This window comes from Burkholderia pyrrocinia (assembly GCF_022809715.1).
Taxonomy (GTDB): Bacteria; Pseudomonadota; Gammaproteobacteria; order Burkholderiales; family Burkholderiaceae; genus Burkholderia; species Burkholderia pyrrocinia_C.
Map to the genome: position 1 here is coordinate 3407592 of NZ_CP094459.1, position 22102 is coordinate 3429693.

The following is a 22102-nucleotide window of genomic DNA, read 5'->3' on the forward strand; positions in this document are numbered from 1 at the left end:
CGTTTCCCGATCAGCCTGCCAGGAGAGAAGTCATGCGTCGCGTTTCCGTCTTCGTCGTTCTTTGTGCCGCCGCTTTGGTCGCCGCCTGCAGCGACGACGCGCCGCACGACGCGCACGCGGCCGACGCCTCGCAGCAGGCCGGCGCATCGAGCGGCTCCGCCAGCGCGTTCAACAGCGATGCCAGCGCGAATGCCGCCGCGTCCGGTGCCGCCCCGCTCGCGCCGCCCGTCGTGCATTACCCGCCCGATGACGACGACGATGCGAAGCCCGCGTCGAACGCGGCCGCGTCGGCCACCGCTGCATCTTCGCCGAGCTGATCGCGCCGTTTCCGCCCCCCTGACCGCAGAACCGAGGTGAACAACATGCCGTCATCGAGCCGCCGCCGTTTCCTGCATACCGTCGCACAATCCGCGGGCGCCGCCGTCGCGCTCAACGCCTTTCCCGAATCGATCCGCCGCGCACTCGCGATTCCCGCCGCGCGCGGCACCGGCACGATCCGCGATGTCGAGCACATCGTCGTGTTCATGCAGGAAAACCGTTCGTTCGATCATTATTTCGGACACCTGCGCAGTGTGCGCGGCTACAACGACCGCTTCCCGATCCCGCTGCCGAACGGCAAGCCGGTGTGGTACCAGCCGTCGAAGGCCGACCATACCAAGCCCGTGCTGCCGTTCCGGCTGAACACGCTGACGACGAGCGCGCAGTGCGTGGGCGACCTCGACCACTCGTGGTACAAGACGCACGCGGCGATCGACGGCGGCCGCTACGACCAGTGGCCCGCGAACAAGACCGACATGACGATGGGCTATCACGTGCGCGAGGACATCCCGTTCCACTACGCGCTCGCCGACGCGTTCACCGTATGCGACAACTACTTCTGCTCGCTGCCGGGGCCGACGCACCCGAACCGTTCGTACCTGATGACGGGCACGATCGACCCGACCGGCAAGTTCGGCGGCCCGCTGCTCGACAACAGCGACTACGTCGACGGCGACGGGCCGCCCGCCTACCAGTTGCTGTCGTGGCCAACCTTTCCCGAGCGCCTCGAGGCACACGGCGTGTCGTGGCAGATCTACCAGCAGGGCACGACCGGCAGCGATCCGTACAACGGCAACTACGGCACGAACGTCCTGCAGAACTTCGCGAACTTCATCAACGCGAAGCCGGGTTCGTCGCTGTACCGGCGCGCGCAGACGGTGCGCACGCTCGACAACCTGAAGGACGACGTGATCAACGACCGGCTGCCGCAGGTGTCGTGGCTGTGCCCGCCCGCCGCGTTCTCCGAGCATCCGAAATTCACGCCCGCGTACGGCGCGAACTACACGTCGCAGATCCTCGACGCGCTCACGTCGAATCCGGACGTGTGGCGCAAGACCGTGCTGTTCATCATGTACGACGAGAACGACGGCTTCTTCGACCACATCGTGCCGCCGCAGCCGCCGACGTCGGCCGCGCAGGGCGCGTCGACCGTGACGACCGACGGCGAGCTGCACACGGTCGTGAACCCCGGCCGCGGAGGCAGCTACACGGCCGACGGCCTGCCGTACGGCCTCGGGCCGCGCGTACCGATGACGGTCGTGTCGCCGTGGACCAAGGGCGGCTTCGTCTGCTCGCAGGTGTTCGATCACACGTCGGTGATCCGCTTCATCGGCGAGCGTTTCGGCGTCGACGAACCGAACATCACGCCGTGGCGCCGCACGGTGTGCGGCGATCTCACCGCCGCATTCGACTTCCGCTCGTCCGATGCGTCGTTCCCGCCGCTGCCCGATACGAGCCAGTACCGCTCGATCGCGGACCGGCAGTGCACGTCGCAGCCCGCGCCGACCGTGCCCGCGACGCCGTCGCCGGTCGCCCCGCAGGAGCCCGGCGTGCGGCCGGCGCGCGCGCTGCCATATGAGCTTCACGTGAACACGAACCTCTACGGCGGGAACACGCTGCGCATCGAGTTCGCGAACCGCGGCAACCAGGGCGCGCACTTCCACGTGTATTCGACGAACCGCACCGACGGCCCGTGGCGCTATACGGTCGGCGCGCGCCGCCTGCTGCATGCGGATTTCGACCTGACGGTGACGAACGGCGCGTATGCGTTCTCGGTGTACGGGCCGAACGGCTTTGTGCGCGTGTTCTCGGGCAACGTGTCGGCCGGAACCGCGCCCCACCGCAAGCCGGCGCAGCCGGAGGTGAAGGCCGGCTACGACGTCGCGAACGGGAATCTGTACCTGAAGCTGCACAACCACGGCGGGGCGCACATCACGCTGACGCTGACCGACAACGCGTACGGCGCGCTGGCGCGGCAGGTCACACTGCACGGCGGCGACGAGCGCGTCGAGCAGTGGGCGCTCGCGTCGAGCCACCAATGGTATGACGTGACGGTGAGCGACGGCGCGAACGGCACGTTCTCGCGCCGTTTCGCGGGCCACGTCGAGAATGGCCGGCCGAGCTATTCGGACCCGGCCGCGGTGCAGCCCGTCACGGCATAGCGCATATGCGCAAGCCGGCGATTCTCGTCCCGCCAAAGAAAGCCCGCGGTACATGAGAAAATGCGACGCCCCGGCCAGCAATGTGACCGGGGCGCCGTTCGGCAGACGCGCCACTCGCCCGCCTGCTGTTCGGTCAGCGAGGGCCGCCAGTAAAGCCAGCGAAGGCTCCGCCGAGCCCGCCGCTGACCATGCCGGCAATACCGGCAGACGGCCAATGACCGAACATCGTCGGTGCGCCCGCGATGAAAACCTCTGCTTTGTTAAAATGGATTTCATGCGTCATTATATTTTCCCCGTACATTCGAAAAACTTCGATAAAAGAATTCACCGAGCAACGCCGCAACCACTGCGGAAATCGCATCGATGTAGTGCAGCACAACATCAACGGTAAAGCGTTCCAACAGCCGATGAACGCCGAGGAACAACAAGAAAGTCAGAAGTAGTCGCAACAGAATAATCCAGCCCTCACGCTTCATGCTTATGCTCCACCGGTGTGCAAACACAACCCATCGGATTTCGTTCGGTATGCATTCAAGTTTCAGAAATCCCGGGGTTGCTCGATTTCATTGCAATCGTTAATACGAAATAGATTCTTCGCGATCTATAGCAAATCGTCCAATTCGACGCAAATCATCCATAACAGTACTATCCAACGGCAAATGAGCCCGCAAGCGCTCAATTGCATCGGGCGTCGAGACTGAATGGGGAAGCGAGCCAGGAGTTGACTGCAGATGGGCCGCAGGCTATCGGAGATGGTTGGTCATCTGTCAGGTGATCAACGATTTGGACAAGACAAGAATCTGCACCGTTGAGCAAATGAGTGCCGTGCTCGACGCTACCCGGACACTGGAACTCACGCCGCCCGCGAACGCGCAGGCGCGATGCACGTGGATCGCGTCGGTTCTGGCGCCCTTGAGTTACCGCCCCCGTCAAGCGCAGCCGATCGCGGGCTGGTGCTACTGTATTTGCGTCGCTTTCGCGGCGTCAGCCGCGCCCATGTCACGCGGCTGGTGAAGCACTCGATCAATTTCAAGACACTGATGCGCGTCAGACGGGCTTCGTCGAATGCCTTTTGTGCGACGCTACACGGCTGCCAATCGGGACGTGCTGACCAAAGTCGAGCGCGAGTATGGTCAGTCGTCGGAGCCGGTTATGTTCGTCGTGCTGCGACGCATGTACCCGGTCCACAACGACGTCTGGAGCCTCGCAAAATCGCATACTGCCTGAATCACTGCCCTTAGAATGGTCCAGTACTCAACGATCAACCCAACAGAACCACAGAGCGCTCTAGGCTCAATTCGGTTTCGGAAAGTACAATTGACGTTTCGCCTGCCTCGTCCGTCGTCTCGCGAAAGCGCAGCGGCGCCGCGCAGTGCACCAGCGTGTCGACGAAATACTTCGCGCGCGGCCACGGCCCGAAGCCGGCCGCCGTATTGATGTGCCCGGCATCGCCAAGGTTCACGAACGCGCTGCCCAGGCGCTGCGCGAGCGTGCGCGCATCGGCGAGCGGCATCCACGGATCGGTCTCGCTGCCGATCACGATCGACGGCACCGCGAGCCGGCGCGCGTCGAACGGCCCGGCAAACGTGAATTTCTTCGGGCTGGCGGGCGCGACGAACAGCACGCCCGCGACATCGCCCGCATGCGGCCACTGCGCGAGCGCATGCGCGGCCGCGAGGCAGCCGAAGCTGTGCGCGGCGAGCACGAACGGGCCGCGCTCGCGGTCGAGCAGCGCGCGCACGGATTGCGCCCAGCGCGCGAGATCCGGCGCGTCCCAGTCGTCCTGCTCGACGCGCAGCGAGCGCGGGAACTGCCGCTCGAGCCAGGTCTGCCAGTGAGCGCCTTCGCTGCCGTGCAGGCCCGGTACGGTGACGAGCCGCGGCGGCCACGCCGATTTGCTGCATGCGCGCATGATTGCCCTCGCTTGCTTGAAGACGAGTTTCGATTGTGGCGCGCGGCGCCCGGCGGCCGAACCAATATTTTGTGCTTTGCTTTTGCGCGCGCCGGCCCGCGCGACGGCGCAATTCGCGTCGAAACCGTAGAATGTGGGCTTCCCGTCAGCTTCACACGAAAGCGGGCCGGGCGCCGACGCGCCGGGCCCGGTCGTCAGGAGACGCCCGATGTCCGCTACGCCCGCCGGCGCGCTGCGCCCGGCCCCTCTCGCCGTTCCCGTGACGAGCCTCGCCGGCACGCACGAAAGCATGCAATGAAGATCCTGTTCTACTCCCCGCACCAGGAAGCCGCCGCATGGCGCGACGAGATCGCGCACGCGCTGCCGGAAGCCGAGCTGCGCGCATGGCAGCCGGGCGACACGGCCGCCGCCGACTACGCACTCGTATGGCGCCCGCCGCGCGAGTTGTTCGCGCCGCGCGACGGCCTGCGCGCGATCTTCAACCTCGGCGCGGGCGTCGACGCGCTGCTCGCGCTCGACCGCGCGCATCCGGGCACGCTGCCCGCGCACGTGCCGCTCGTGCGGCTTGAGGATTCGGGCATGGCGCAGCAGATGGTCGAATACGTGACGCACGCGGTGCTGCGCTACCTGCGCCGCTTCGACGAATACGACGCGCAGCAGCGCGAGCGCCGCTGGCACCCGCTCGAACCGCATCCGCGCGCAACGTTCACCGTCGCCGTGCTCGGCCTCGGCGTGCTCGGCGCGCAGGTTGCGCTCGCGCTCGCCGCGCTCGGCCTGCCGGTGCGCGGCTACAGCCGCAGCGCGAAGCAGCTCGACGGCATCGCGACCTTCGCCGGCGACGGCGCGTTCGACGCGTGCATCGACGGCGCGAAGGTGCTCGTCAACCTGCTGCCGAGCACGCCCGACACCGACGGCATCCTGTCGTCGCGCACGTTCGCGCGGCTCGCGCCCGGCGCGTACGTCGTCAACGTCGCGCGCGGCGCGCATCTCGTCGAGGCCGACCTGCTCGACGCGCTCGCGAGCGGCCGGATCGCCGCGGCCACGCTCGACGTGTTCCAGCACGAACCGCTGCCGGACGACCATCCGTTCTGGCGCGCGCCGCGCATCACGATCACGCCGCACAGCTCGGCCGAAACGCTGCGCGCGGAGGCCGTCGAGCAGATCGCCGGCAAGATCCGCGCATTCGAGCGCGGCGAGCGCGTCGGCGGCATCGTCGACTACGCGCGCAGCTACTGAATACAGACAAAACCGGAGACAACCATGAGCTTCCCCACCGCCGTCAAGATCGTCGAAGTCGGCCCGCGCGACGGGCTGCAGAACGAGAAGACCTTCGTGCCGACCGACGTGAAGATCGCGCTCGTCGACCGCCTGTCGCGCGCCGGCTTCCGCAACATCGAGGCCGCGTCGTTCGTGTCGCCGAAATGGGTGCCGCAGATGGCCGACGGCGCCGACGTGATGGCCGGCATCGAGCGCCGCGCGGGCACCGTGTACTCGGTGCTCACGCCGAACCTGAAGGGCTTCGAGAACGCGCTCGCCGCACGCGCCGACGAAGTCGTGATCTTCGGCGCGGCGAGCGAGGCGTTCTCGCAGCGGAACATCAACTGCAGCATCGCCGAGAGCATCGCGCGCTTCGAGCCCGTCGCGAAGGCCGCGAAGGACGCAGGCCTGCGGCTGCGCGGCAGCGTGTCGTGCACGCTCGGCTGCCCGTACCAGGGCGAGGTGCCGGTCGCGTCGGTCGTCGACGTCGTCGAACGCTTCGCGGCGCTCGGCTGCGACGAGATCGACATCGCCGATACGATCGGCGTCGGCACGCCCAAGCGCACGCGCGAAGTGCTCTCGGCCGTCACGCGCGTGTTCCCGCGCGAACGCCTGTCGGGCCATTTCCACGACACCTACGGCCAGGCGCTCGCGAACATCTACGCGGCGTTGTTCGAAGGGATCGAGATCTTTCACGCGTCGGTCGCCGGCCTCGGCGGCTGCCCGTACGCGAAGGGCGCGACCGGCAACGTCGCGACCGAGGACGTGCTGTACCTGATGCAGGGCCTCGGCATCGACACCGGCGTCGATCTCGCGCAAGTCGTCGCCGCCGGCGACTTCATCTCGAACGCGATCGGCCGCACGAACGTGTCGCGCGCCGGTCGCGCGCTGCTCGCCAAGGCGCAGAGCGCGGCCGACGCCGCGAACTGCGTCTGACCCCGGCATTCCATGGATTCCTCAACATGACGACACCTGCTTCATTCGATTCCCTCCCCGATTCCGCGCGCAGAGTCGCGCTGCTGCTGCGCGAGCGCGGCCACGCGAAAGGCATCGTGATGCTCGCCGAAACCGGCAAGACGTCGGCCGAAGCCGCGGCCGGGCTCGGCTGCGAGGTCGCGCAGATCGCGAAGTCGATCCTGTTTCGCCGGCAGTCGGACGGCGCGCCCGTGCTCGTGGTCGCGAGCGGCGTCAACCGCGTCGACGAGAAAAAGGTTGCCGCGCAGGTCGGCGAGGTGGGCCGCGCGGACGCGAAGTTCGTGCGCGACAACACCGGCTATGCGATCGGCGGCGTCTGCCCGATCGGCCATCTCGTCGAACCCGTCACGCTGATCGATGCCGACCTGCTCGAGCTCGACAGCCTGTGGGCGGCCGCCGGCCATCCGCACGCGGTGTTCAACCTGTCGCCGCACGAACTCGTGTCGCTGACGGGCGCGCCGGTCGCGGACGTCGCCTTGCGGGACAACGCATGAGCGACGTGCAGGTGCCGGTCGGCACGGTCGCCTCGCCGTGCACGGACGTCTGCAGGATCGATCCGCGCACCGACTGGTGCGCGGGCTGCCTGCGCACGCGCGACGAGATCAAGGGATGGCGTGCGTCGGACGACGACGCGCGGCGCGCGCTGCTCGCACGGCTCGATGCGCGGCGGCGCATGCTCGCCGGGAGCGGCACATAAAAAAAAGCCGTTCAGCCTCACGGGCGAACGGCATCGAGATCGGAATCCTGTGAACGTGATCAACGTCACAGCCCGCATGATACGAGCGACGCGGCCGCATCGCATCGGGTGTTTCCCTACAACTTCTTACAGCGTCTTTCGCGCGTGCGTGCGGGCTCATTTCGAGCACAATCCGCGCGCAATCCTCGTCCCCGAAATCCGCCGCCGGCGAGCCGCGGCGGTACCCCGTCGCGGCGCCGAATCGTACGACCGTTTCAGTTGCCGACCGCCGTGCGACGCGCGGGCACGATGCGCCAGCCGAGATTCACGCCGGCCGCCGCGAGCAGGATCAGCAGCGCGCCGAACACCTGCGTCCACGCGAGCGTCTGCCCGAACGCAACACGATCGACGACGATCGCGACGACCGGATACACGAACGACAGTGCGCCTGTCATCGCGGTCGGCAGCTTCTGGATCGCGCCGTACAGCAGCACATACATCAGGCCCGTGTTCACGACGCCGAGCACGACGAGGTCGAGCCATTGCCCGGCAGTCGCGGGCAGCGTATCGAAGTGCGCGAACGGCGCGAGCAGCACGATGCCGAGGCCGGCCTGCAGCAGCGCGAGCAGATGCGGCGGCGTGCCCTTCAGGTGCTTCGTGACGATCGACGAGATCGCGTACAGGAATGCCGCGCCGAGCGACAGCGCGACGCCTTCCAGATATTCGCCCGGCACCGCGAGCACGGCCGGCTCGACGCGCACCACGAAGACGAGCCCGGCGAACGCGAGCGCGAGCCACGCGACCGTCGATGCGGTGATCCGTTCGCGGAACACGATCGCGCCGAGCGCGACGAGCATGAACGGCTGCGTGTTGTAGACGGCGGTCGCCATCGAGATCGACGCGCGCGAATAGGCGGCGAACAGCAGCAGCCAGTTCGCGACGATCGCGACGCTGCCGAGCGCCGCGAGTGCGAGCATCCGCGGCGAGAACAGCGCGCGGCGCAGGAAGCCGAACGCCGCGCAGACGATCGCGAGCGTCGCGGCGCCGAACAGGCAGCGGAAGAACACGACGTTCGTCAGCGGTTGCCGCGACGACATCACGAGCCAGCCGATCGTGCCGGACATCATCATCGCGACGACCATTTCGGCGGCGCCGCGGCGAATTTCATTCGAGGCCATCTTGAACTCCGTCGATGAGAGTGGATGACTTCGATTCTAGAAACTTGCTTTCGCCGCAACCATGGCTAAACTGAAGTGAATCAGCCGATTTACCTTCGAAAGCAAAGCGATCATGCCGAAACGCCTTTCCCCACCCGCCGTCGCGTCGCTCGACGCGACCGACCGCGCGATCCTCGCGGCGCTGGCCGACGACGCGCGCATCGCGACCAGCGAGCTCGCGCGGCAGATCGGGCTGTCGGCGCCCGCGACCGCCGACCGCGTGCGGCGGCTCGAGGCGCAAGGCGTGATCGCCGCGTTCACCGTCGAGCTCGACCCGCGCGCGCTCGGCTACACGCTGCAGGCAATCGTCCGCGTGAAGCCGCTGCCCGGCCAGTTGCATCTGGTCGAGGAGTTGCTGCGGCGGATTCCCGAATTCGTCGAATGCGACAAGGTGACCGGCGAAGACTGCTTCATCTGCCGGCTCTACCTGCGCACGATCGCGCACCTGGACGACATCCTGTCGAAGGTGACGGAGCGCGCGGAGACGAGCACCGCGATCGTGAAATCGACGCCCGTGCCGCGCCGCCTGCCGCCGCTCGTCGAGGACGACAGCGCACACCGCTGAGCGGACGGCCCGCGCCGCCCGCCCGCGCCCTCATGCGGCCGGGTCGCGCGCCTCGAAGAACGCGAGCAGTTCGTCGATCAGCGCGACGGGCGCCTCTTCCGGAATGTAGTGCCCGCATTCGAGCGCGCGGCCGCTGACGTCGCGTGCGACGCGACGCCATTCGTCGAGCGGATCGAAGCAGCGGCCGACGATCCCTTTCTCGCCCCACAGCACGCGCAGCGGACACGCGACCTTGTTGCCGCGCTCGAGATCGGCACGATCGTGCTCGAGGTCGATCGTCGCCGATGCGCGGTAGTCCTCGCACATCGCGTGCACCGCGCCCGGCTGCGCGAGCGCGGCGCGGTACGCATCGAGCGCCTCGGGCGCGAACGGCGCGAGCCCGGCGGACCGGTTGCCCATCACGCGCTCGATATACGCATCGGTATGCCCGCCGATCAGCGTCTCGGGCAGCGGCTCCGGCTGGATCAGGAAGAACCAGTGGAAATACGCGGTCGCGAACGCGCGATCGGTTTTCTCGTACATCGCGAGCGTCGGCGCGATGTCGAGCAGCATCATCCGCTCGACGGCATCCGCGTGATCGAGCGCGAGCCGGTGCGCGACACGCGCGCCGCGATCGTGCGCGCACACATGGAAGTGCTCGAAGCCGAAATGCCGCATCACGGCGGCCTGGTCGGCCGCCATCGCACGTTTCGAATACGGCGCGTGCCGCGCGTCGCTCGGCGGCCGGCCCGACGCGCCGTATCCGCGCAGGTCGGTGGCGATCACCGTGAAGTGATTCGCGAGCGTCGCGGCAACGCGATGCCAGATCATGTGGGTTTGCGGATGCCCGTGCAGCAACAGGAGCGGCGGGCCCGCGCCTCCTTTGACACCGAAGATGTCGGTGTCCTGCACCGTCACGCGAAACGGTGCAAACGCCTCAAACGACATGGTTTATTTCTCGTTGGTTTGTTATGGCGGCTATTTTAGGAGCGCTCGCGCATCTTCACAGCGGGGCAGCAGCCAGAATCCGTAGAAAGAGAACACTCACTCGATTGCGGCCACACCGCGCATTTTGTTAAGCTCGCGTAGAATCGCACGACCGTTCGTATTAATATGAACGATCTCGTTCCGCAGCTACACTCGAATCATCGTTCGACCGCAAAGCATGGTGTCGGCGTCAACGCGACCGCGCGGGCGCCGGCCCTCCCTGGAGACTGGAGACATCACATGGCATTGCCCACCGTCCTGCAGAACCTGACGCTGCCCGTCATCGCGTCGCCGATGTTCATCGTCAGCTACCCCGAACTCGTGCTCGCGCAATGCAAGGCGGGCATCGTCGGTTCGTTCCCCGCGCTCAACGCCCGTCCGGCCGAACTGCTCGACGAGTGGCTCACGCAGATCCAGTCGGAACTCGCCGACCACAAGGCGAAACACCCGGACGCGGTGATCGGCCCGATCGCGGTCAACCAGATCGTCCACCAGTCGAACGCGCGGCTCGAACACGACGTGCGCGTATGCGTCGAGCACAAGGTGCCGATCTTCATCACGAGCCTGCGCGCGCCGGCGCGCGAGATCGTCGACGCGGTGCACAGCTACGGCGGCATCGTGCTGCACGACGTGATCAACCTGCGCCACGCTCAGAAGGCGCTCGAAGCCGGCGTCGACGGGCTGATCCTCGTCGCGGCCGGCGCGGGCGGCCACGCGGGCACGACGTCGCCGTTCGCGCTCGTCGGCGAGGTCCGCAAGATCTTCGATGGTCCGATCGTGCTGTCCGGCTCGATCGCGAACGGCGGCTCGATCCTCGCCGCGCAGGCGATGGGCGCCGATTTCGCGTACATGGGCACGCGCTTCATCGCAACGCAGGAAGCGCACGCGATCGACGACTACAAGCACGCGATCCTGAACGCGAAATCGTCCGACATCATCTACACGAACCTCTTCACCGGCGTGCACGGCAACTACATCCGCGAGAGCATCGAGAAAGCCGGCCTCGATCCGGAAGCGCTGCCGGAATCCGACAAGACGAAGATGAATTTCGGCGGCGACAAGACGAAGGCGTGGAAGGACATCTGGGGCGCCGGCCAGGGCGTCGGGCTGATGGACGACCTGCCGACCGTGGGTGCGCTCGTCGAGCGCCTGAAGCGCGAGTACGACGACGCGAAGGCGCGGCTCGGCATCGCACGCTGACGGATGCGGCGGCCACAGCCGCCGCATCCGCCACCTCAAATTCCGTCGGACCAAACAAAAAGCGCGAACCGCAGCGGTTCGCGCTTTTTGTTTTCATCGCCCCGCCGCCGCGGGACACGCGGCTCAGCCCGCGCGCTTGATCCGCGTGATCGGCAGCACGCGCAGGCGCGACTCGATCGATGGGCACAGCGACTGGCCTTCGAAACGCGCCGCGAGGAAATCGACGAACGAACGCACCTTCGCGGATACGTGACGGCGGCTCGCGTACACCGCATAGATCGGCGCTTCGTGCGGCGGCACCGAATCGAGCAGCACCGGCACGAGCCGGCCGGATTCGATGTCGTCGCCGACCACCTCGGTGCCGAGCAGCGCGATGCCCGCGCCCGCGAGCACGGCCGCACGCAGCCCTTCGAGATGGTTCACGATCAGGTTGCCGTTGAGGGTCACGCGCGACGCGGCCGCCGCGTCGATCACGAGCGAGTCGAGCATCGTCGAATTCGAGTCGCGCCGCAGGTAGTTGTGGTGCGCGAGATCGGCGATCGTCGCGGGCGTGCCGTGCTTGTCGAGATACTCGGGCGACGCGACGAGCAGGATGTGCGCGGTCGCGATCTGCCGTGCGACCAGCGACGACGATTTCAATCCGTTCGGCGCCGCGCGCACCGCGACGTCGTAGCCTTCCTCGATCAGGTCGACCACGCGATCGGACAGCGTCATGTCGACGGTCACGTCCGGGAACCGGCCCGCGTAATCGGTGACGGCCTGCATCACGTGCCGCAGCCCGAACGCGGACAGCGACGTCACGCGCAGGCGGCCCTGCGGCACCACGCTCGCGGCGCCGACGGCCTGCCCGGCTTCGTCGAGTTCAGACAGCGCCTGCACGAGGCGCTCGTAGTATTCGCGTCCCGCCTCGGTAGGCGCGACGCGTCGTGTCGTGCGATGCAGCAGCCGCGCGCCGAGCTGCTGCTCGAGATGCATCACGTGCTTGCTCGCCATCGCAGCCGACATCTGCATGCGCTCGGCCGCGCCGACGAAGCTGCCCACTTCGACGACGTAGCGAAACACATTCATGCTGACGAGGGTATCCATCGAACTAGCTCGTAATGACGGGGGAATGGTCCAATTACGAGATAGGGTAACAAAGGCGAGGAAACAGAAAGGTCAACAAAGGCAAAACGGCGCCGCGGGGAGGCGGCGCCGTTTCGGGCGGGAAAACATGCAGCCGGAACGCGCGATTTCCGCGCGCGTCCGGCGCGCCGATCGCGCGTGCGCGTCAGAACTTCGCGCGGATGCCTGCGCCGAACGTGTTGCCGGTCGACAGACCGCTGATGTGGTCGTTCATGTACGCGGCGTAGATATCCGTGCGCTTGGACAGCGGGTAGTCGTAGCCGACTGCCCAAGTCTGGCGCGTCTGGTCGAGGCCGCCTGCATCGCGCGAATATGCGTACGACGCCATCGCGTTGCCCACGCCGAGCGGCACCGACACGCCGCCCTGCGCGGTGTTCACGTGCCAGCTGCCCGCGACCTGGTCATTCTTCGTATACATGTACTGGCCGAACAGCTTCACGAGCTTCAGGTCGTAGGTCGCGCCGACCAGCGCGATGCCCTGGCTCTTCATCCCGGCGACGAGCGCGCTCAGGTCGCGCGGGCCGTTGTTGAAGTTCACGTACTGATACATGGCAGTCGCCGCGAACGGGCCGTTCGCGTAGTTGAACTGCGCGCTCCACTTCTTCGAGCCGTTGTCGCCGGCCTGGTTGCCGAACGCGTACATCGCGCTGCCATTCAGTCCGCCGAACGAAGGCGACGTGTACGACACCGCGTTGTTCCAGCCCGAATCGCCGACCGCGCCCTGGTCGCTCGGATAGGTCGGGAACGTGCCGAGGCCGAGGAACACGTGGTACACCATCGGCGAGAAGGTGTACGAATCGTAGAACGGGTTGAACAGGATCGTCGACAGGAACAGGTGCGTCGTCAGGCGGCCTGCCGTCACCGTGCCGTACGGCGAGCTGATGCCGACGTACGCGTTGCGGGCGAAGAACGTGTCGCCCTGGAAGCGGCCGAACTGGCCGTTCTGCGCGCGGAAGAAGCTTTCCAGCGTGAAGATCGCCTTGTAGCCGTTGCCCAGATCCTCTGCGCCGTGCAGGCCCCAGTACGACGTCGACATTCCGCCGCCCGACACGTTCCATGCGCGATCGCCGCCCGGGAACTTGGTTGCGCCGACCCATTCGTCTACCTGCCCGTAGAGCGACACGCTCGATTGCGCATAAACGGGTGCGGCAGCCGCCGCACAGGCGGCTGCGGCGATCAGCTTGACGGACGTGCGCGACGCACGGCGAGCGAATGCTTTCATGGGATCTCCAGGTTTTGTCGGATAGTCGATAAGTGGCGCGAGCGTTGTTTTTTGGAGCCGAGTGCTTGCGTCGTATGGGGCGCAGCCATCTTTACGGATCATTTGTCCGGTCAAAATTGCGCACACTTATTGCTGGTATAGCGCCAGCATTAACTTCGCGGAATCGATACGTGGCCGGATGCACCGCGGCGGCCCCGCGCGAAAGCGGTTGCGCGACGGGACGGCGGTGTGGCGCACGCGAGCCGGGCGCGAAAGATAGCGCAATGCGACGGGAAAATCAGCGGAAATCTGCGCGCGACTGTGGCGAATTCGCATCAGCCGGCATAGGACGAGCGCGCGGGCGCTCAGTTTCGGTAGAACGGGGAGAAATACGGCGAGTGCGAGGGCTCTTCCTGCGAACGGGGCGGCGGCATCGGACGGCCGCCGCGCTCCTCGTTGTAGCGCGCGACGTCGGCGCGGATCGAACCGGCGCGCAGCGGCACGTTGCCGCCGCCCGGCGGGCGCGGCATCTGGCGCGCGTCGGCGCTGATCGGGCGATACGGGCTTTGCGCGGCGTAATGACCGTACGACGGTGTCGGCCGCAGCCCCCAGCGGGAGCCGTAGCTGCTCACGCCGCCGGCGCGTGCACCGGCGGGGGGCGGAACGCGGCGCCAGACGGGCCCGCCACCGAACCCGCCGCCAGCCTGCTGACCATACGCGCGCATGTCGCCGCCACCGAACCCGTGGCCGCCGAACCCATGACCGCCGTGTGGCGGCTGCGCGAGCGCAAGCGGCATCAACAGCGCGCCGAGCACGCCTGCCACCCATCGTCCGATCTTCCGTTTCACACGTTCCGTCATCGTTCAGTGCCTGTCCACGCCTGCCGCCGGCTCCTTTCGGCCGACGCAAGGCTTTCAGCAGTAATTTATGAGCGGCCCGAAACGGTGTCGAGCCAAAAAGTGTTAGGTCGCCGGCATCGGTGTAACACCATGTTACTGCTAGGTTTTTTCACTTCAGGGCGCGAACGCGACAGAACATTCTTCTGCCGTTTTGCGCATGGCCGGGGCAGGTGCGACAGCCGTTGCTGCATGCAATCGATTCATCAATCGATTCTCACAATGAATTTGTGTAGTGAATGGCCAACCGGGACAATAGCGCCATCCGCGCGCGCGACGCGCGCCTCCGTCGTTTTCGAATCGAGTTCCCGATGGCCCGTCCCCGTTTTCTTCCCGACAACTTCACGCTCGCCCTGGTCGGCACCGTCGTGCTCGCGAGCCTCCTGCCGTGCCGCGGCCCGGCCGCCCACGCGTTCAACTGGGCGACCAACATCGCCGTCGGCCTGCTGTTCTTCCTGCACGGCGCGAAGCTGTCGCGGGAAGCCGTCGTTGCGGGCGCAACCCACTGGCGGCTGCACGCGGTCGTGCTGCTCAGCACGTTCGCGCTGTTCCCGCTGCTCGGCCTCGTGCTGAAACCCGTGCTGCAGCCGCTCGTCACGCCGGCGCTTTATGCGGGCGTGCTGTTTCTGTGCACGCTGCCGTCGACGGTCCAGTCGTCGATCGCGTTCACGTCGATCGCGAAGGGCAACGTGCCGGCCGCCGTGTGCGCGGCATCGGCGTCGAGCCTGCTCGGGATCTTCGTCACGCCGGCGCTCGTCGGGCTGATGATCACGTCGCAGTCGGCCGCCGCGGCGTCGGCGTGGAGCACCGTCGGCAGCATCGTGATGCAGCTGCTCGTGCCGTTCATCGCCGGCCAGTTGCTGCGGCCCGTGATCGGCGGCTGGATCGAACGCAACCGCGGCGTGCTGCGCTTCGTCGACCAGGGCTCGATCCTGCTCGTGGTCTACGTCGCGTTCAGCGAAGCCGTCAACGAGGGCCTGTGGCACCAGATTCCGGCGCGGGCGCTCGGCGGCCTGCTGGTCGTCAACCTCGTGCTGCTCGCGATCGCGCTGCTGCTGACCGCGTTCGTCAGCAAGCGGCTCGGCTTCAACCGGGCCGACCAGATCACGATCATCTTCTGCGGATCGAAGAAGAGCCTCGCGGCCGGCGTGCCGATGGCGAAGGTGATCTTCTCGGCGAACGCGGTCGGCGCGATCGTGCTGCCGCTGATGCTGTTCCACCAGATCCAGTTGATGGCGTGCGCGGCGCTCGCGCAGCGCTGGGGCGCGCGCGACACGAGCGGCGAGCGCGGCGGGCAGGACGGCGCGGCATCGAGACCCGGCGCGCTGAGCGCGGGCAAGCGGTGACGGGTTGGGAGGCGGGACGGTCGCTGGATGGTGACCGCGCCGGCCTTCCGCCTTTCCGCCTTCCGCCTTCCGCCTTCCGCCTTCCCGCCTTCCCGCCTTCCCGCCTTCCCGCCTTCCCGCCTTCCCGCCTTCCAAACGCGCACCGGTGCGCGCCCGACGCGATGCACCATCAGCGCCCCTCGCGTCATGAAATCTTCATTCAATTCCCCGCGAGCGCTGCCGTTAAGCCGGACGTCCCGTCGATTCGGCTGCCCTCGCCCATGCCCGCGCTCCACCCCGACTCCGCTGCCGCCAGCATCACGCGCCTCATCGCGGATCGCGCGCTCGCCGCCGTTTTCCAGCCGATCGTCGATCTCGGGTCGGGGACGGTCGTCGGCTACGAAGGCCTGATACGCGGCCCGCGCGGCACCGACCTCGAGCCGCCCGCCGCGCTGTTCGCGCAAGCCGCGCGCGAAGGCGCGACCATCGCGCTCGAACAGGCCGCCGCGCTCACCTGCCTCGACGCGTTCGCGGCGCTCGGCTGCGACGGCAAGCTGTTCCTCAATTTCAGCGCAGGCACGATCCTGCAACTCGCCAGCGAACGCGAGCGCGCGTGCCAGTTCCTCGGCCGCGCGCGGGTCCGCGCCGAGCGCATCGTGATCGAGCTGACCGAGCAGAACGCGATACCGGATGTCGCGCAGATCGGGCCGGCGGTCGCGTCGCTGCGCGATGCGGGCATCCAGTTCGCGCTCGACGACTACGGCACCGCGAACGCGAGCATGAACCTGTGGCTGCGCCTGCATCCGGACGTCGTGAAGATCGACCGCTTCTTCATCCACGACATCGCGCGCGACCCGCTCAAGTTCGAGGCCGTGAGGGCGATGCAGCACTTCGCGCAGGCGAGCGGCGCGCAACTGATCGCGGAAGGCATCGAGAACGAATGCGACCTGATCGTCGTGCGCGACATGGGGATCTGCTGCGTGCAGGGCTTCCTGCTCGGCCGGCCGGACGCGCAGCCGTCGCGGGTCGTCGCGCCGGCCGCGCGCGATGCGATCCGCGCGCCGCACATCGCGGTGTTTCCCGGCGCGACACGCACCGTGCGGCCGGCCGGCACGATCGCCGCGAAGATGCTGGTCCCCGCGCCGGCCCTGCCGCGCGACGCGACCAGCAACGACGTGCTCGACCTGTTCAACCGGATGCCCGACCTGCACGCGGTCGCGCTCGTCGAACGCGGGCGGCCCGTCGCGCTCGTGAATCGCCGCGGCTTCATCGACCGCTTCGCGCTGCCGTATCACCGCGAGGTGTTCGGGAAGAAGCCGTGCCTGCAGTTCGCGAACGACGCGCCGCTGATGATCGACAACGCGACGACGTTCGAGCAGCTCGCGATGCTGCTCGCGAGCCACGACCAGCGCTATCTCGCGGATGGCTTCGTGATCACCGAACACGGCCGCTACGTCGGGCTCGGCACCGGCGAGAGCCTCGTGCGCGCGGTGACCGAGATGCGCATCGAAGCCGCGCGCTACGCGAACCCGCTGACGTTCCTGCCCGGCAACATCCCGATCAGCGCGCATATCGACCGCCTGCTCCAGCGCGATGCCGGCTTTCATGCGTGCTACGTCGACCTGAACCAGTTCAAGCCGTTCAACGACCAGTACGGCTATTGGCAGGGCGACGAAGTGCTGAAGTTCGCGGCGACGGTGCTGGCCGGCGTGTGCGACCCGCAGCGCGACTTTCTCGGGCACGTCGGCGGCGACGATTTCCTCGTGCTGTTCCAGCGCGACGACTGGCACGTGCGCGCGACCGACGCGATCGCGCGCTTCAACGACGGCGCGCAGCGCTTCTACACGCAGGCCGACCGGCAGGCAGGCGGGCTGCGCGGCGAGGACCGACACGGCAACCCGGCGTTCTTCGGCTTCGTGACGATGGCGATCGGCGCGGTCGGCGTGCCGGCCGGCGCGCATGGCGCGAAGCGCTACGGCAGCGACGAGATCGCGTCGGTCGCGGCACTCGCGAAGCGGCGCGCGAAACAGCAGCCGGGCGGGCTCGCGGTCGTCGATCTCGACGCGGGCCGCGCCGCGCTGCGCAATCGCGGCGAACTGCCGGCCGCAGCGGTGACGGTGGCGGCGGACTGAACGGCGGGCAATCGTCGAGCGCGGATACGGCTGCGCTCCGGGCGACGGAGACGGGTGCCCGCCCGTCAACCAGCCGAATCGCTGCGCATCGGCTGCCGGCTGCCCGTACAGGTCGCCGGGCACGCTGCGCAGACGCTCGAAACAGCCCGTTTTCCAGCATATTCCCGCCCCTTTCCCGCCAGTCGCCCGCGCCGCCGGGTGCACGCACGACTACCTTGCCTTTTTCGCGTTTTGTTTAGTATTTTTAGTAACGGCGTTTTCGCAGATTAGCGCTTAAAAACCCGTTACTCACGGGTATTCCCCGGTTATCCGGCCCGAATTTCGCGATATGTTTTACTATACAATCGCTTTCACCCTAAACAAACCGAACCCCGAACGATGGGCACCACCATTCGCGATGTCGCGCGGGCGGCAGAGGTCTCGATCGGCACCGTCTCCCGCGCGCTGAAAAACCAGCCGGGCCTGTCGGAAGCAACGCGTGCGCGCATCGTCGAGATCGCGCAGCAGCTCGGCTACGATCCCGCGCAGTTGCGGCCGCGCATCCGCCGGCTCACCTTCCTGCTGCACCGCCAGCACAACCGCTTTCCCGCGAGCCCGTTCTTCTCGCACGTGCTGCACGGCGTCGAGGACGCATGTCGCGAGCGCGGCATCGTGCCGACGCTGCTCACGGTCGGCCCGAACGACGACGTGCTGCGCCAGATGCGCCCGCACGCGCCCGACGCGATCGCGGTGGCCGGCTTCATCGAGCCCGAGACGATCGAGGCGCTCGCCGCGACCGGCCGGCCGCTGGTGCTGATCGACCTGTGGGCGCCCGGGCTGCGCTCGGTCAACATCGACAATGCGACGGGCGCCGCGCTCGCGATGCGCCACCTGCTCGCCACCGGGCGCTCGCGGATCGCGTTCATCGGCGGCTCGCCCGCGCACTACAGCATCGCGCAGCGCGCGATCGGCTACCGGCGCGCGTTCTTCGAGGCCGGGCGGCTGTTCGATCCCGCGTACGAAGTGACGATCGACGCGGGGCTCGATCCCGACACCGGCGCCGCGCGCGCGATGGAGCAATTGCTCGACGCGCCGGGCCCGCGCCCCGACGCCGTCTTCGCATACAACGACGCGGCCGCGCTGGCCGCGCAGCGCGTGTGCACCGCACGCGGCCTGCGGATTCCGGACGACATCGCGATCGTCGGCTTCGACAACATCCCGGCCGCCGCGCACGCGAGCCCGCCGCTCACGACGCTGTCGGTCGACAAGGAAGCGCTCGGCCGCCGCGGCGTCGAACTGCTGCTCGCCGAAGCGCCCGAGCGCACCGAGATCTCCCTGCCCGTCGAGCTGATCGTGCGGGCCAGCAGCCAGCCCGCCGGCTCTCCGGCACTCGATACCGCCACGGTCACCGAATCATGAACATGCCCCCGGTCCAACCCTGCACGGCCGCGCCGGCCGCCCACACGCAAGCCGCGCCGCTCGTCGCGAATTTCCGCGATCCGTCGTTCCTGCTGTCGCATATCGAAGACACGCTGCGCTTCTACGCGACGAACGCGTTCGACCCGACGGGCGGCTTCTATCACTACTTCCGCGACGACGGCAGCATCTACAACCGCACGTCGCGCCACCTCGTCAGCAGTTGCCGGTTCGTCTTCAACTACGCGATGGCGTACCGGCATTTCGGCGATCCGCGCCATCTCGACTACGCGCGCCACGGGCTGCGCTTCCTGCGCGACGCACACTGGGACGACGAACTGCAGGGCTACGACTGGGAACTCGACTGGCGCGACGGCGCGAAGCGCGCGACGCTCGACGGCACGCGCCACTGCTACGGGCTCGCGTTCGTGCTGCTGGCGGCCGCGCACGCGACGATGGCCGGCATCGACGAGGCGCGTCCGCTGATCGCGGCGACCTACGAACTGGCCGAGCACCGCTTCTGGGATGCGGCCGCGGGCCTGTATGCGGACGAAGCGACGCCGAACTGGATCGTGTCGTCGTACCGCGGCCAGAACGCGAACATGCACATGACGGAGGCGCTGCTCGCGGCCTACGAGGCGACCGGCCACCTCACGTACCTCGATCGCGCGGAAAAGCTCGCAAGCCACGTCACGCAGCGCCAGGCCGCGCTGTCGGGCGGGCTCGTGTGGGAGCACTACCATGCGGACTGGTCGGTCGACTGGGACTACAACAAGGAAGACAGCTCGAACATCTTCCGCCCGTGGGGCTTCCAGCCCGGGCACCAGACCGAATGGGCGAAGCTGCTGCTGATCCTCGAGCGGCACCGCCCGCTCGACTGGCTCGTGCCGCGCGCGGCCGAACTGTTCGATGCGGCGCTCACGCACGCATGGGACGCCGATCACGGCGGCCTGTACTACGGCTTCGGTCCCGACTTCACGATCTGCGACCACAACAAGTACTTCTGGGTGCAGGCGGAAACCTTCGCGGCGGCCGCGATGCTCGGCGCGCGCACCGGCAGCGAGCGCTTCTGGGACTGGTACGACGAGATCTGGCGCTATAGCTGGGCGCATTTCGTCGACCACCGCTACGGCGCGTGGTACCGGATCCTCACCTGCGACAACCGCAAGTACAGCGACGAGAAGAGCCCGGCCGGCAAGACCGACTATCACACGATGGGCGCGTGCTACGACGTGCTCGCGACCCTCGCGCGCGCGGCGCGCAGCGAGCCGACGCAATGAGCGGCGGCACGTTTCCGGCTTTCGTGTCGGCAGGCGACATCCTGACCGACATGGTGCGCGCGGGCGATGCGCAGTGGACGTCGGTGCCGGGCGGCGCCGGCTGGAATGTCGCGCGCGCGGTCGCGCGGCTCGGCGTGCCGAGCGCGCTCGCGGGCTCGATCGGCGAGGACTGCTTCTCCGACGTGCTGTGGCGCACGAGCGACGCGGCCGGGCTCGACCTGCGCTTCCTGCAGCGCGTCGCACGGCCGCCGCTGCTCGCGATCGTCCACGAGACGCGCCCGCCCGCGTACTTCTTCATCGGCGAAGCGAGCGCCGATCTTGCGTTCGATCCCGCGCGGCTGCCGGCCGGCTGGACCGACCACGTGAAATGGGCGCATTTCGGCTGCATCAGCCTCGTGCGCGAACCGCTCGCGGGCACGCTGGCCGCGCTCGCGGCCGACCTGCACGCGCGCGGCGTGAAGATCAGCTTCGACCCGAACGTCCGCAACCTGATGACGGCCGCGTACCGGCCGACGCTGGAGAAGATGGCTGCGCTCGCCGACCTGATCAAGGTGTCCGACGAGGACCTGCGGCACCTGTTCGGCGGCGACGGCCCCGACGCGGTTGCGGCGGTGCGCGCGCTGAACCCGCGCGCGGCCGTGCTCGTCACGCGCGGCGCGCAGGCGGCGACGCTCTACGCGGACGGCGACGTGCACGAGGCCAGCCCGCCGCGCGTCGAGGTGGCCGACACCGTCGGCGCGGGCGACGCGTCGATCGGCGGCATGCTGTTCAGCCTGATGGCCGCGCCGCAGCGAGCGTGGCGCGAGCATCTCGCGTTCGCGCTGGCGGCGGCGCCGCCGCGTGCCGGCACACGGGCGCGCACGCGCCGACGCTCGACGAGGTCGTCGCGCTGATCGAGGGCTGATCGTCGAAGGATGATCGGACGGCGACCGGGCGCTGACCGGCCGCCGCGACCGGACACCGCGACCGGACACCGTTCGGTCACCGATAAGCCGCGCTGTACATGCTGCGCCGCAGTGCTACGATGAAGTGTCCTTTTGCGGGAGAGGCACGATGGACACGAACACGTTCACGAAGGGCATCTACACGGCCAAGGCGCATACCCAGCATTCGGCCAACGGGCAGTTCCAGGGTTACGTGATCCTCGCGCGGGACGACGGGGACGACACCGAGAACACGCGCTACGACGTCCACTCGACGAGCCCCAGCGAGGAAGAAGCGTTCGACGAGGCGAAGGCGCTCGCGCACCGGATCCTCGGCGAGATCGAGATGTAACGCACACCGCCCTTTCCGGCGCGGCTCAGAGCAGCCGCGCCACCATCGATACCAGCATCGTCAGCACCAGCGTCGACATGAACGGGAACGGGTAGCGCCGCCCGCCGAGCGTCAGCGTGACGTCGCCCGGCATCCGCCCGATGCCGAGCTTGCCGAGCCACGGCCAGCAGCGCGTCAGGATCATCACCGCGACGAACGACGTCATCAGCCAGCGCAGCATGCCGG

The 22102-nt window shown here is 67.8% G+C and carries 22 protein-coding genes and 1 pseudogene; 14 read left to right on the forward strand and 9 right to left on the reverse strand.

All coding sequences use genetic code 11. From position 1 onward, the window contains the following. Positions 1–32 precede the first annotated feature (32 nt). On the forward strand, positions 33–317 hold the full coding sequence (locus MRS60_RS15750) for a hypothetical protein (protein ID WP_105389568.1): 285 nt from the start codon (positions 33–35) through the stop codon (positions 315–317). 45 nt (positions 318–362) lie between these two features. Further along, a complete protein-coding gene (locus MRS60_RS15755; protein WP_243564970.1) occupies positions 363–2480 on the forward strand; it encodes a phosphocholine-specific phospholipase C in 2118 nt (705 codons plus the stop codon). 133 nt (positions 2481–2613) lie between these two features. Here the strand turns inward: MRS60_RS15755 and MRS60_RS15760 are convergent, their stop codons facing one another. From MRS60_RS15760 to MRS60_RS15770, 3 genes are all read right to left on the reverse strand, one after another. Further along, the gene (locus MRS60_RS15760) at positions 2614–2763 is read right to left on the reverse strand and encodes a hypothetical protein (RefSeq protein ID WP_243564971.1); all 150 of its coding nucleotides are present in this window, start codon (positions 2761–2763) and stop codon (positions 2614–2616) included. Next, positions 2753–2956, reverse strand: a complete 204-nt coding sequence (locus MRS60_RS15765) for a hypothetical protein (protein ID WP_152603872.1) — start codon at positions 2954–2956, stop codon at positions 2753–2755. Before MRS60_RS15765 ends, MRS60_RS15760 begins: the two co-directional genes overlap by 11 nt. Before the next feature lie 785 nt (positions 2957–3741). Then, entirely contained in the window at positions 3742–4392 is a 651-nt protein-coding gene (locus MRS60_RS15770) for an RBBP9/YdeN family alpha/beta hydrolase (RefSeq protein ID WP_243564972.1), read from the reverse strand. 294 nt (positions 4393–4686) lie between these two features. On the opposite strand from MRS60_RS15770, the gene MRS60_RS15775 reads away from it, so the two are divergent. The 4 genes from MRS60_RS15775 to MRS60_RS15790 are packed head-to-tail and all read left to right on the forward strand — an operon-like array spanning position 4687 to position 7321. Then, positions 4687–5628: a 2-hydroxyacid dehydrogenase gene (locus MRS60_RS15775; RefSeq protein WP_243564973.1), complete on the forward strand. Its 942-nt coding sequence runs from the start codon at positions 4687–4689 to the stop codon at positions 5626–5628. A 24-nt stretch (positions 5629–5652) separates the two neighbouring features. After that, positions 5653–6585 (forward strand): hydroxymethylglutaryl-CoA lyase, encoded by a 933-nt coding sequence (locus MRS60_RS15780; protein ID WP_034179209.1) that lies wholly within the window; start codon positions 5653–5655, stop codon positions 6583–6585. 26 nt (positions 6586–6611) lie between these two features. Beyond that, positions 6612–7118, forward strand: a complete 507-nt coding sequence (locus tag MRS60_RS15785; protein WP_034179210.1) for a YbaK/EbsC family protein — start codon at positions 6612–6614, stop codon at positions 7116–7118. Further along, complete coding sequence (locus tag MRS60_RS15790) at positions 7115–7321, forward strand: DUF1289 domain-containing protein (protein WP_034179211.1); 207 nt, start codon at positions 7115–7117, stop codon at positions 7319–7321. Before MRS60_RS15785 ends, MRS60_RS15790 begins: the two co-directional genes overlap by 4 nt. 254 nt (positions 7322–7575) lie before the next feature. Here the strand turns inward: MRS60_RS15790 and MRS60_RS15795 are convergent, their stop codons facing one another. After that, a complete protein-coding gene (locus tag MRS60_RS15795) occupies positions 7576–8478 on the reverse strand; it encodes a DMT family transporter (RefSeq protein ID WP_243564974.1) in 903 nt (300 codons plus the stop codon). Between the two features lie 112 nt (positions 8479–8590). Between MRS60_RS15795 and MRS60_RS15800 the strand changes: the two genes are divergently transcribed. Next, complete coding sequence (locus tag MRS60_RS15800; protein ID WP_034179213.1) at positions 8591–9082, forward strand: Lrp/AsnC family transcriptional regulator; 492 nt, start codon at positions 8591–8593, stop codon at positions 9080–9082. A gap of 30 nt (positions 9083–9112) precedes the next feature. Here the strand turns inward: MRS60_RS15800 and MRS60_RS15805 are convergent, their stop codons facing one another. Further along, positions 9113–10009, reverse strand: coding sequence for an alpha/beta fold hydrolase (locus MRS60_RS15805; protein WP_243564975.1), 897 nt, complete (start codon positions 10007–10009; stop codon positions 9113–9115). 279 nt (positions 10010–10288) lie between these two features. Between MRS60_RS15805 and MRS60_RS15810 the strand changes: the two genes are divergently transcribed. Beyond that, positions 10289–11248 carry an NAD(P)H-dependent flavin oxidoreductase gene (locus MRS60_RS15810; RefSeq protein WP_034179215.1) on the forward strand — a complete coding sequence of 320 codons (960 nt, stop codon included), beginning with the start codon at positions 10289–10291 and terminating at the stop codon, positions 11246–11248. Positions 11249–11371: 123 nt separating this feature from the next. Here the strand turns inward: MRS60_RS15810 and MRS60_RS15815 are convergent, their stop codons facing one another. The 3 genes from MRS60_RS15815 to MRS60_RS15825 all read right to left on the reverse strand — a co-directional run bounded on the left by MRS60_RS15815 (position 11372) and on the right by MRS60_RS15825 (position 14434). Next, positions 11372–12334 carry a LysR family transcriptional regulator gene (locus MRS60_RS15815; RefSeq protein WP_034179216.1) on the reverse strand — a complete coding sequence of 321 codons (963 nt, stop codon included), beginning with the start codon at positions 12332–12334 and terminating at the stop codon, positions 11372–11374. A gap of 184 nt (positions 12335–12518) precedes the next feature. Beyond that, positions 12519–13595 carry a porin gene (locus MRS60_RS15820; RefSeq protein ID WP_034179217.1) on the reverse strand — a complete coding sequence of 359 codons (1077 nt, stop codon included), beginning with the start codon at positions 13593–13595 and terminating at the stop codon, positions 12519–12521. A gap of 344 nt (positions 13596–13939) precedes the next feature. Further along, complete coding sequence (locus tag MRS60_RS15825) at positions 13940–14434, reverse strand: hypothetical protein (protein WP_034179218.1); 495 nt, start codon at positions 14432–14434, stop codon at positions 13940–13942. A 347-nt stretch (positions 14435–14781) separates the two neighbouring features. Here MRS60_RS15825 and MRS60_RS15830 point away from each other — a divergent pair, with 347 nt between their 5' ends. The 6 genes and pseudogenes from MRS60_RS15830 (at position 14782) to MRS60_RS15855 (ending at position 21877) form a co-directional block, all read left to right on the forward strand. After that, a complete protein-coding gene (locus MRS60_RS15830) occupies positions 14782–15816 on the forward strand; it encodes a bile acid:sodium symporter family protein (protein WP_175748999.1) in 1035 nt (344 codons plus the stop codon). A gap of 260 nt (positions 15817–16076) precedes the next feature. Then, positions 16077–17927: an EAL domain-containing protein gene (locus MRS60_RS15835; protein WP_105389560.1), complete on the forward strand. Its 1851-nt coding sequence runs from the start codon at positions 16077–16079 to the stop codon at positions 17925–17927. Positions 17928–18305: 378 nt separating this feature from the next. Next, positions 18306–19325, forward strand: coding sequence for a LacI family DNA-binding transcriptional regulator (locus MRS60_RS15840; RefSeq protein ID WP_034179221.1), 1020 nt, complete (start codon positions 18306–18308; stop codon positions 19323–19325). Continuing rightward, positions 19322–20602: an AGE family epimerase/isomerase gene (locus MRS60_RS15845; RefSeq protein ID WP_105389559.1), complete on the forward strand. Its 1281-nt coding sequence runs from the start codon at positions 19322–19324 to the stop codon at positions 20600–20602. The genes MRS60_RS15840 and MRS60_RS15845 overlap by 4 nt, the downstream gene beginning before the upstream one ends. Then, positions 20599–21506, forward strand: a pseudogene (locus MRS60_RS15850) (carbohydrate kinase family protein). The gene MRS60_RS15845 and the pseudogene MRS60_RS15850 overlap by 4 nt, the downstream one beginning before the upstream one ends. Before the next feature lie 149 nt (positions 21507–21655). Beyond that, positions 21656–21877, forward strand: coding sequence for a hypothetical protein (locus tag MRS60_RS15855; protein ID WP_034179224.1), 222 nt, complete (start codon positions 21656–21658; stop codon positions 21875–21877). Positions 21878–21902: 25 nt separating this feature from the next. On the opposite strand, the gene MRS60_RS15860 is transcribed toward MRS60_RS15855, so the two are convergent. After that, a complete protein-coding gene (locus tag MRS60_RS15860; RefSeq protein ID WP_031399528.1) occupies positions 21903–22097 on the reverse strand; it encodes a DUF2905 domain-containing protein in 195 nt (64 codons plus the stop codon). Positions 22098–22102: the final 5 nt, after the last annotated feature.

Coding starts and splice junctions, on each gene's coding strand:
- MRS60_RS15750 (WP_105389568.1), top strand. CDS start 33: ATGCGTCGCGTTTCCGTCTTCGTCGTTCTTTGTGCCGCCGCTTTGGTC.
- MRS60_RS15755 (WP_243564970.1), top strand. CDS start 363: ATGCCGTCATCGAGCCGCCGCCGTTTCCTGCATACCGTCGCACAATCC.
- MRS60_RS15760 (WP_243564971.1), bottom strand. CDS start 2,763: ATGACGCATGAAATCCATTTTAACAAAGCAGAGGTTTTCATCGCGGGC.
- MRS60_RS15765 (WP_152603872.1), bottom strand. CDS start 2,956: ATGAAGCGTGAGGGCTGGATTATTCTGTTGCGACTACTTCTGACTTTC.
- MRS60_RS15770 (WP_243564972.1), bottom strand. CDS start 4,392: ATGCGCGCATGCAGCAAATCGGCGTGGCCGCCGCGGCTCGTCACCGTA.
- MRS60_RS15775 (WP_243564973.1), top strand. CDS start 4,687: ATGAAGATCCTGTTCTACTCCCCGCACCAGGAAGCCGCCGCATGGCGC.
- MRS60_RS15780 (WP_034179209.1), top strand. CDS start 5,653: ATGAGCTTCCCCACCGCCGTCAAGATCGTCGAAGTCGGCCCGCGCGAC.
- MRS60_RS15785 (WP_034179210.1), top strand. CDS start 6,612: ATGACGACACCTGCTTCATTCGATTCCCTCCCCGATTCCGCGCGCAGA.
- MRS60_RS15790 (WP_034179211.1), top strand. CDS start 7,115: ATGAGCGACGTGCAGGTGCCGGTCGGCACGGTCGCCTCGCCGTGCACG.
- MRS60_RS15795 (WP_243564974.1), bottom strand. CDS start 8,478: ATGGCCTCGAATGAAATTCGCCGCGGCGCCGCCGAAATGGTCGTCGCG.
- MRS60_RS15800 (WP_034179213.1), top strand. CDS start 8,591: ATGCCGAAACGCCTTTCCCCACCCGCCGTCGCGTCGCTCGACGCGACC.
- MRS60_RS15805 (WP_243564975.1), bottom strand. CDS start 10,009: ATGTCGTTTGAGGCGTTTGCACCGTTTCGCGTGACGGTGCAGGACACC.
- MRS60_RS15810 (WP_034179215.1), top strand. CDS start 10,289: ATGGCATTGCCCACCGTCCTGCAGAACCTGACGCTGCCCGTCATCGCG.
- MRS60_RS15815 (WP_034179216.1), bottom strand. CDS start 12,334: ATGGATACCCTCGTCAGCATGAATGTGTTTCGCTACGTCGTCGAAGTG.
- MRS60_RS15820 (WP_034179217.1), bottom strand. CDS start 13,595: ATGAAAGCATTCGCTCGCCGTGCGTCGCGCACGTCCGTCAAGCTGATC.
- MRS60_RS15825 (WP_034179218.1), bottom strand. CDS start 14,434: ATGACGGAACGTGTGAAACGGAAGATCGGACGATGGGTGGCAGGCGTG.
- MRS60_RS15830 (WP_175748999.1), top strand. CDS start 14,782: ATGGCCCGTCCCCGTTTTCTTCCCGACAACTTCACGCTCGCCCTGGTC.
- MRS60_RS15835 (WP_105389560.1), top strand. CDS start 16,077: ATGCCCGCGCTCCACCCCGACTCCGCTGCCGCCAGCATCACGCGCCTC.
- MRS60_RS15840 (WP_034179221.1), top strand. CDS start 18,306: ATGGGCACCACCATTCGCGATGTCGCGCGGGCGGCAGAGGTCTCGATC.
- MRS60_RS15845 (WP_105389559.1), top strand. CDS start 19,322: ATGAACATGCCCCCGGTCCAACCCTGCACGGCCGCGCCGGCCGCCCAC.
- MRS60_RS15855 (WP_034179224.1), top strand. CDS start 21,656: ATGGACACGAACACGTTCACGAAGGGCATCTACACGGCCAAGGCGCAT.
- MRS60_RS15860 (WP_031399528.1), bottom strand. CDS start 22,097: ATGCTGCGCTGGCTGATGACGTCGTTCGTCGCGGTGATGATCCTGACG.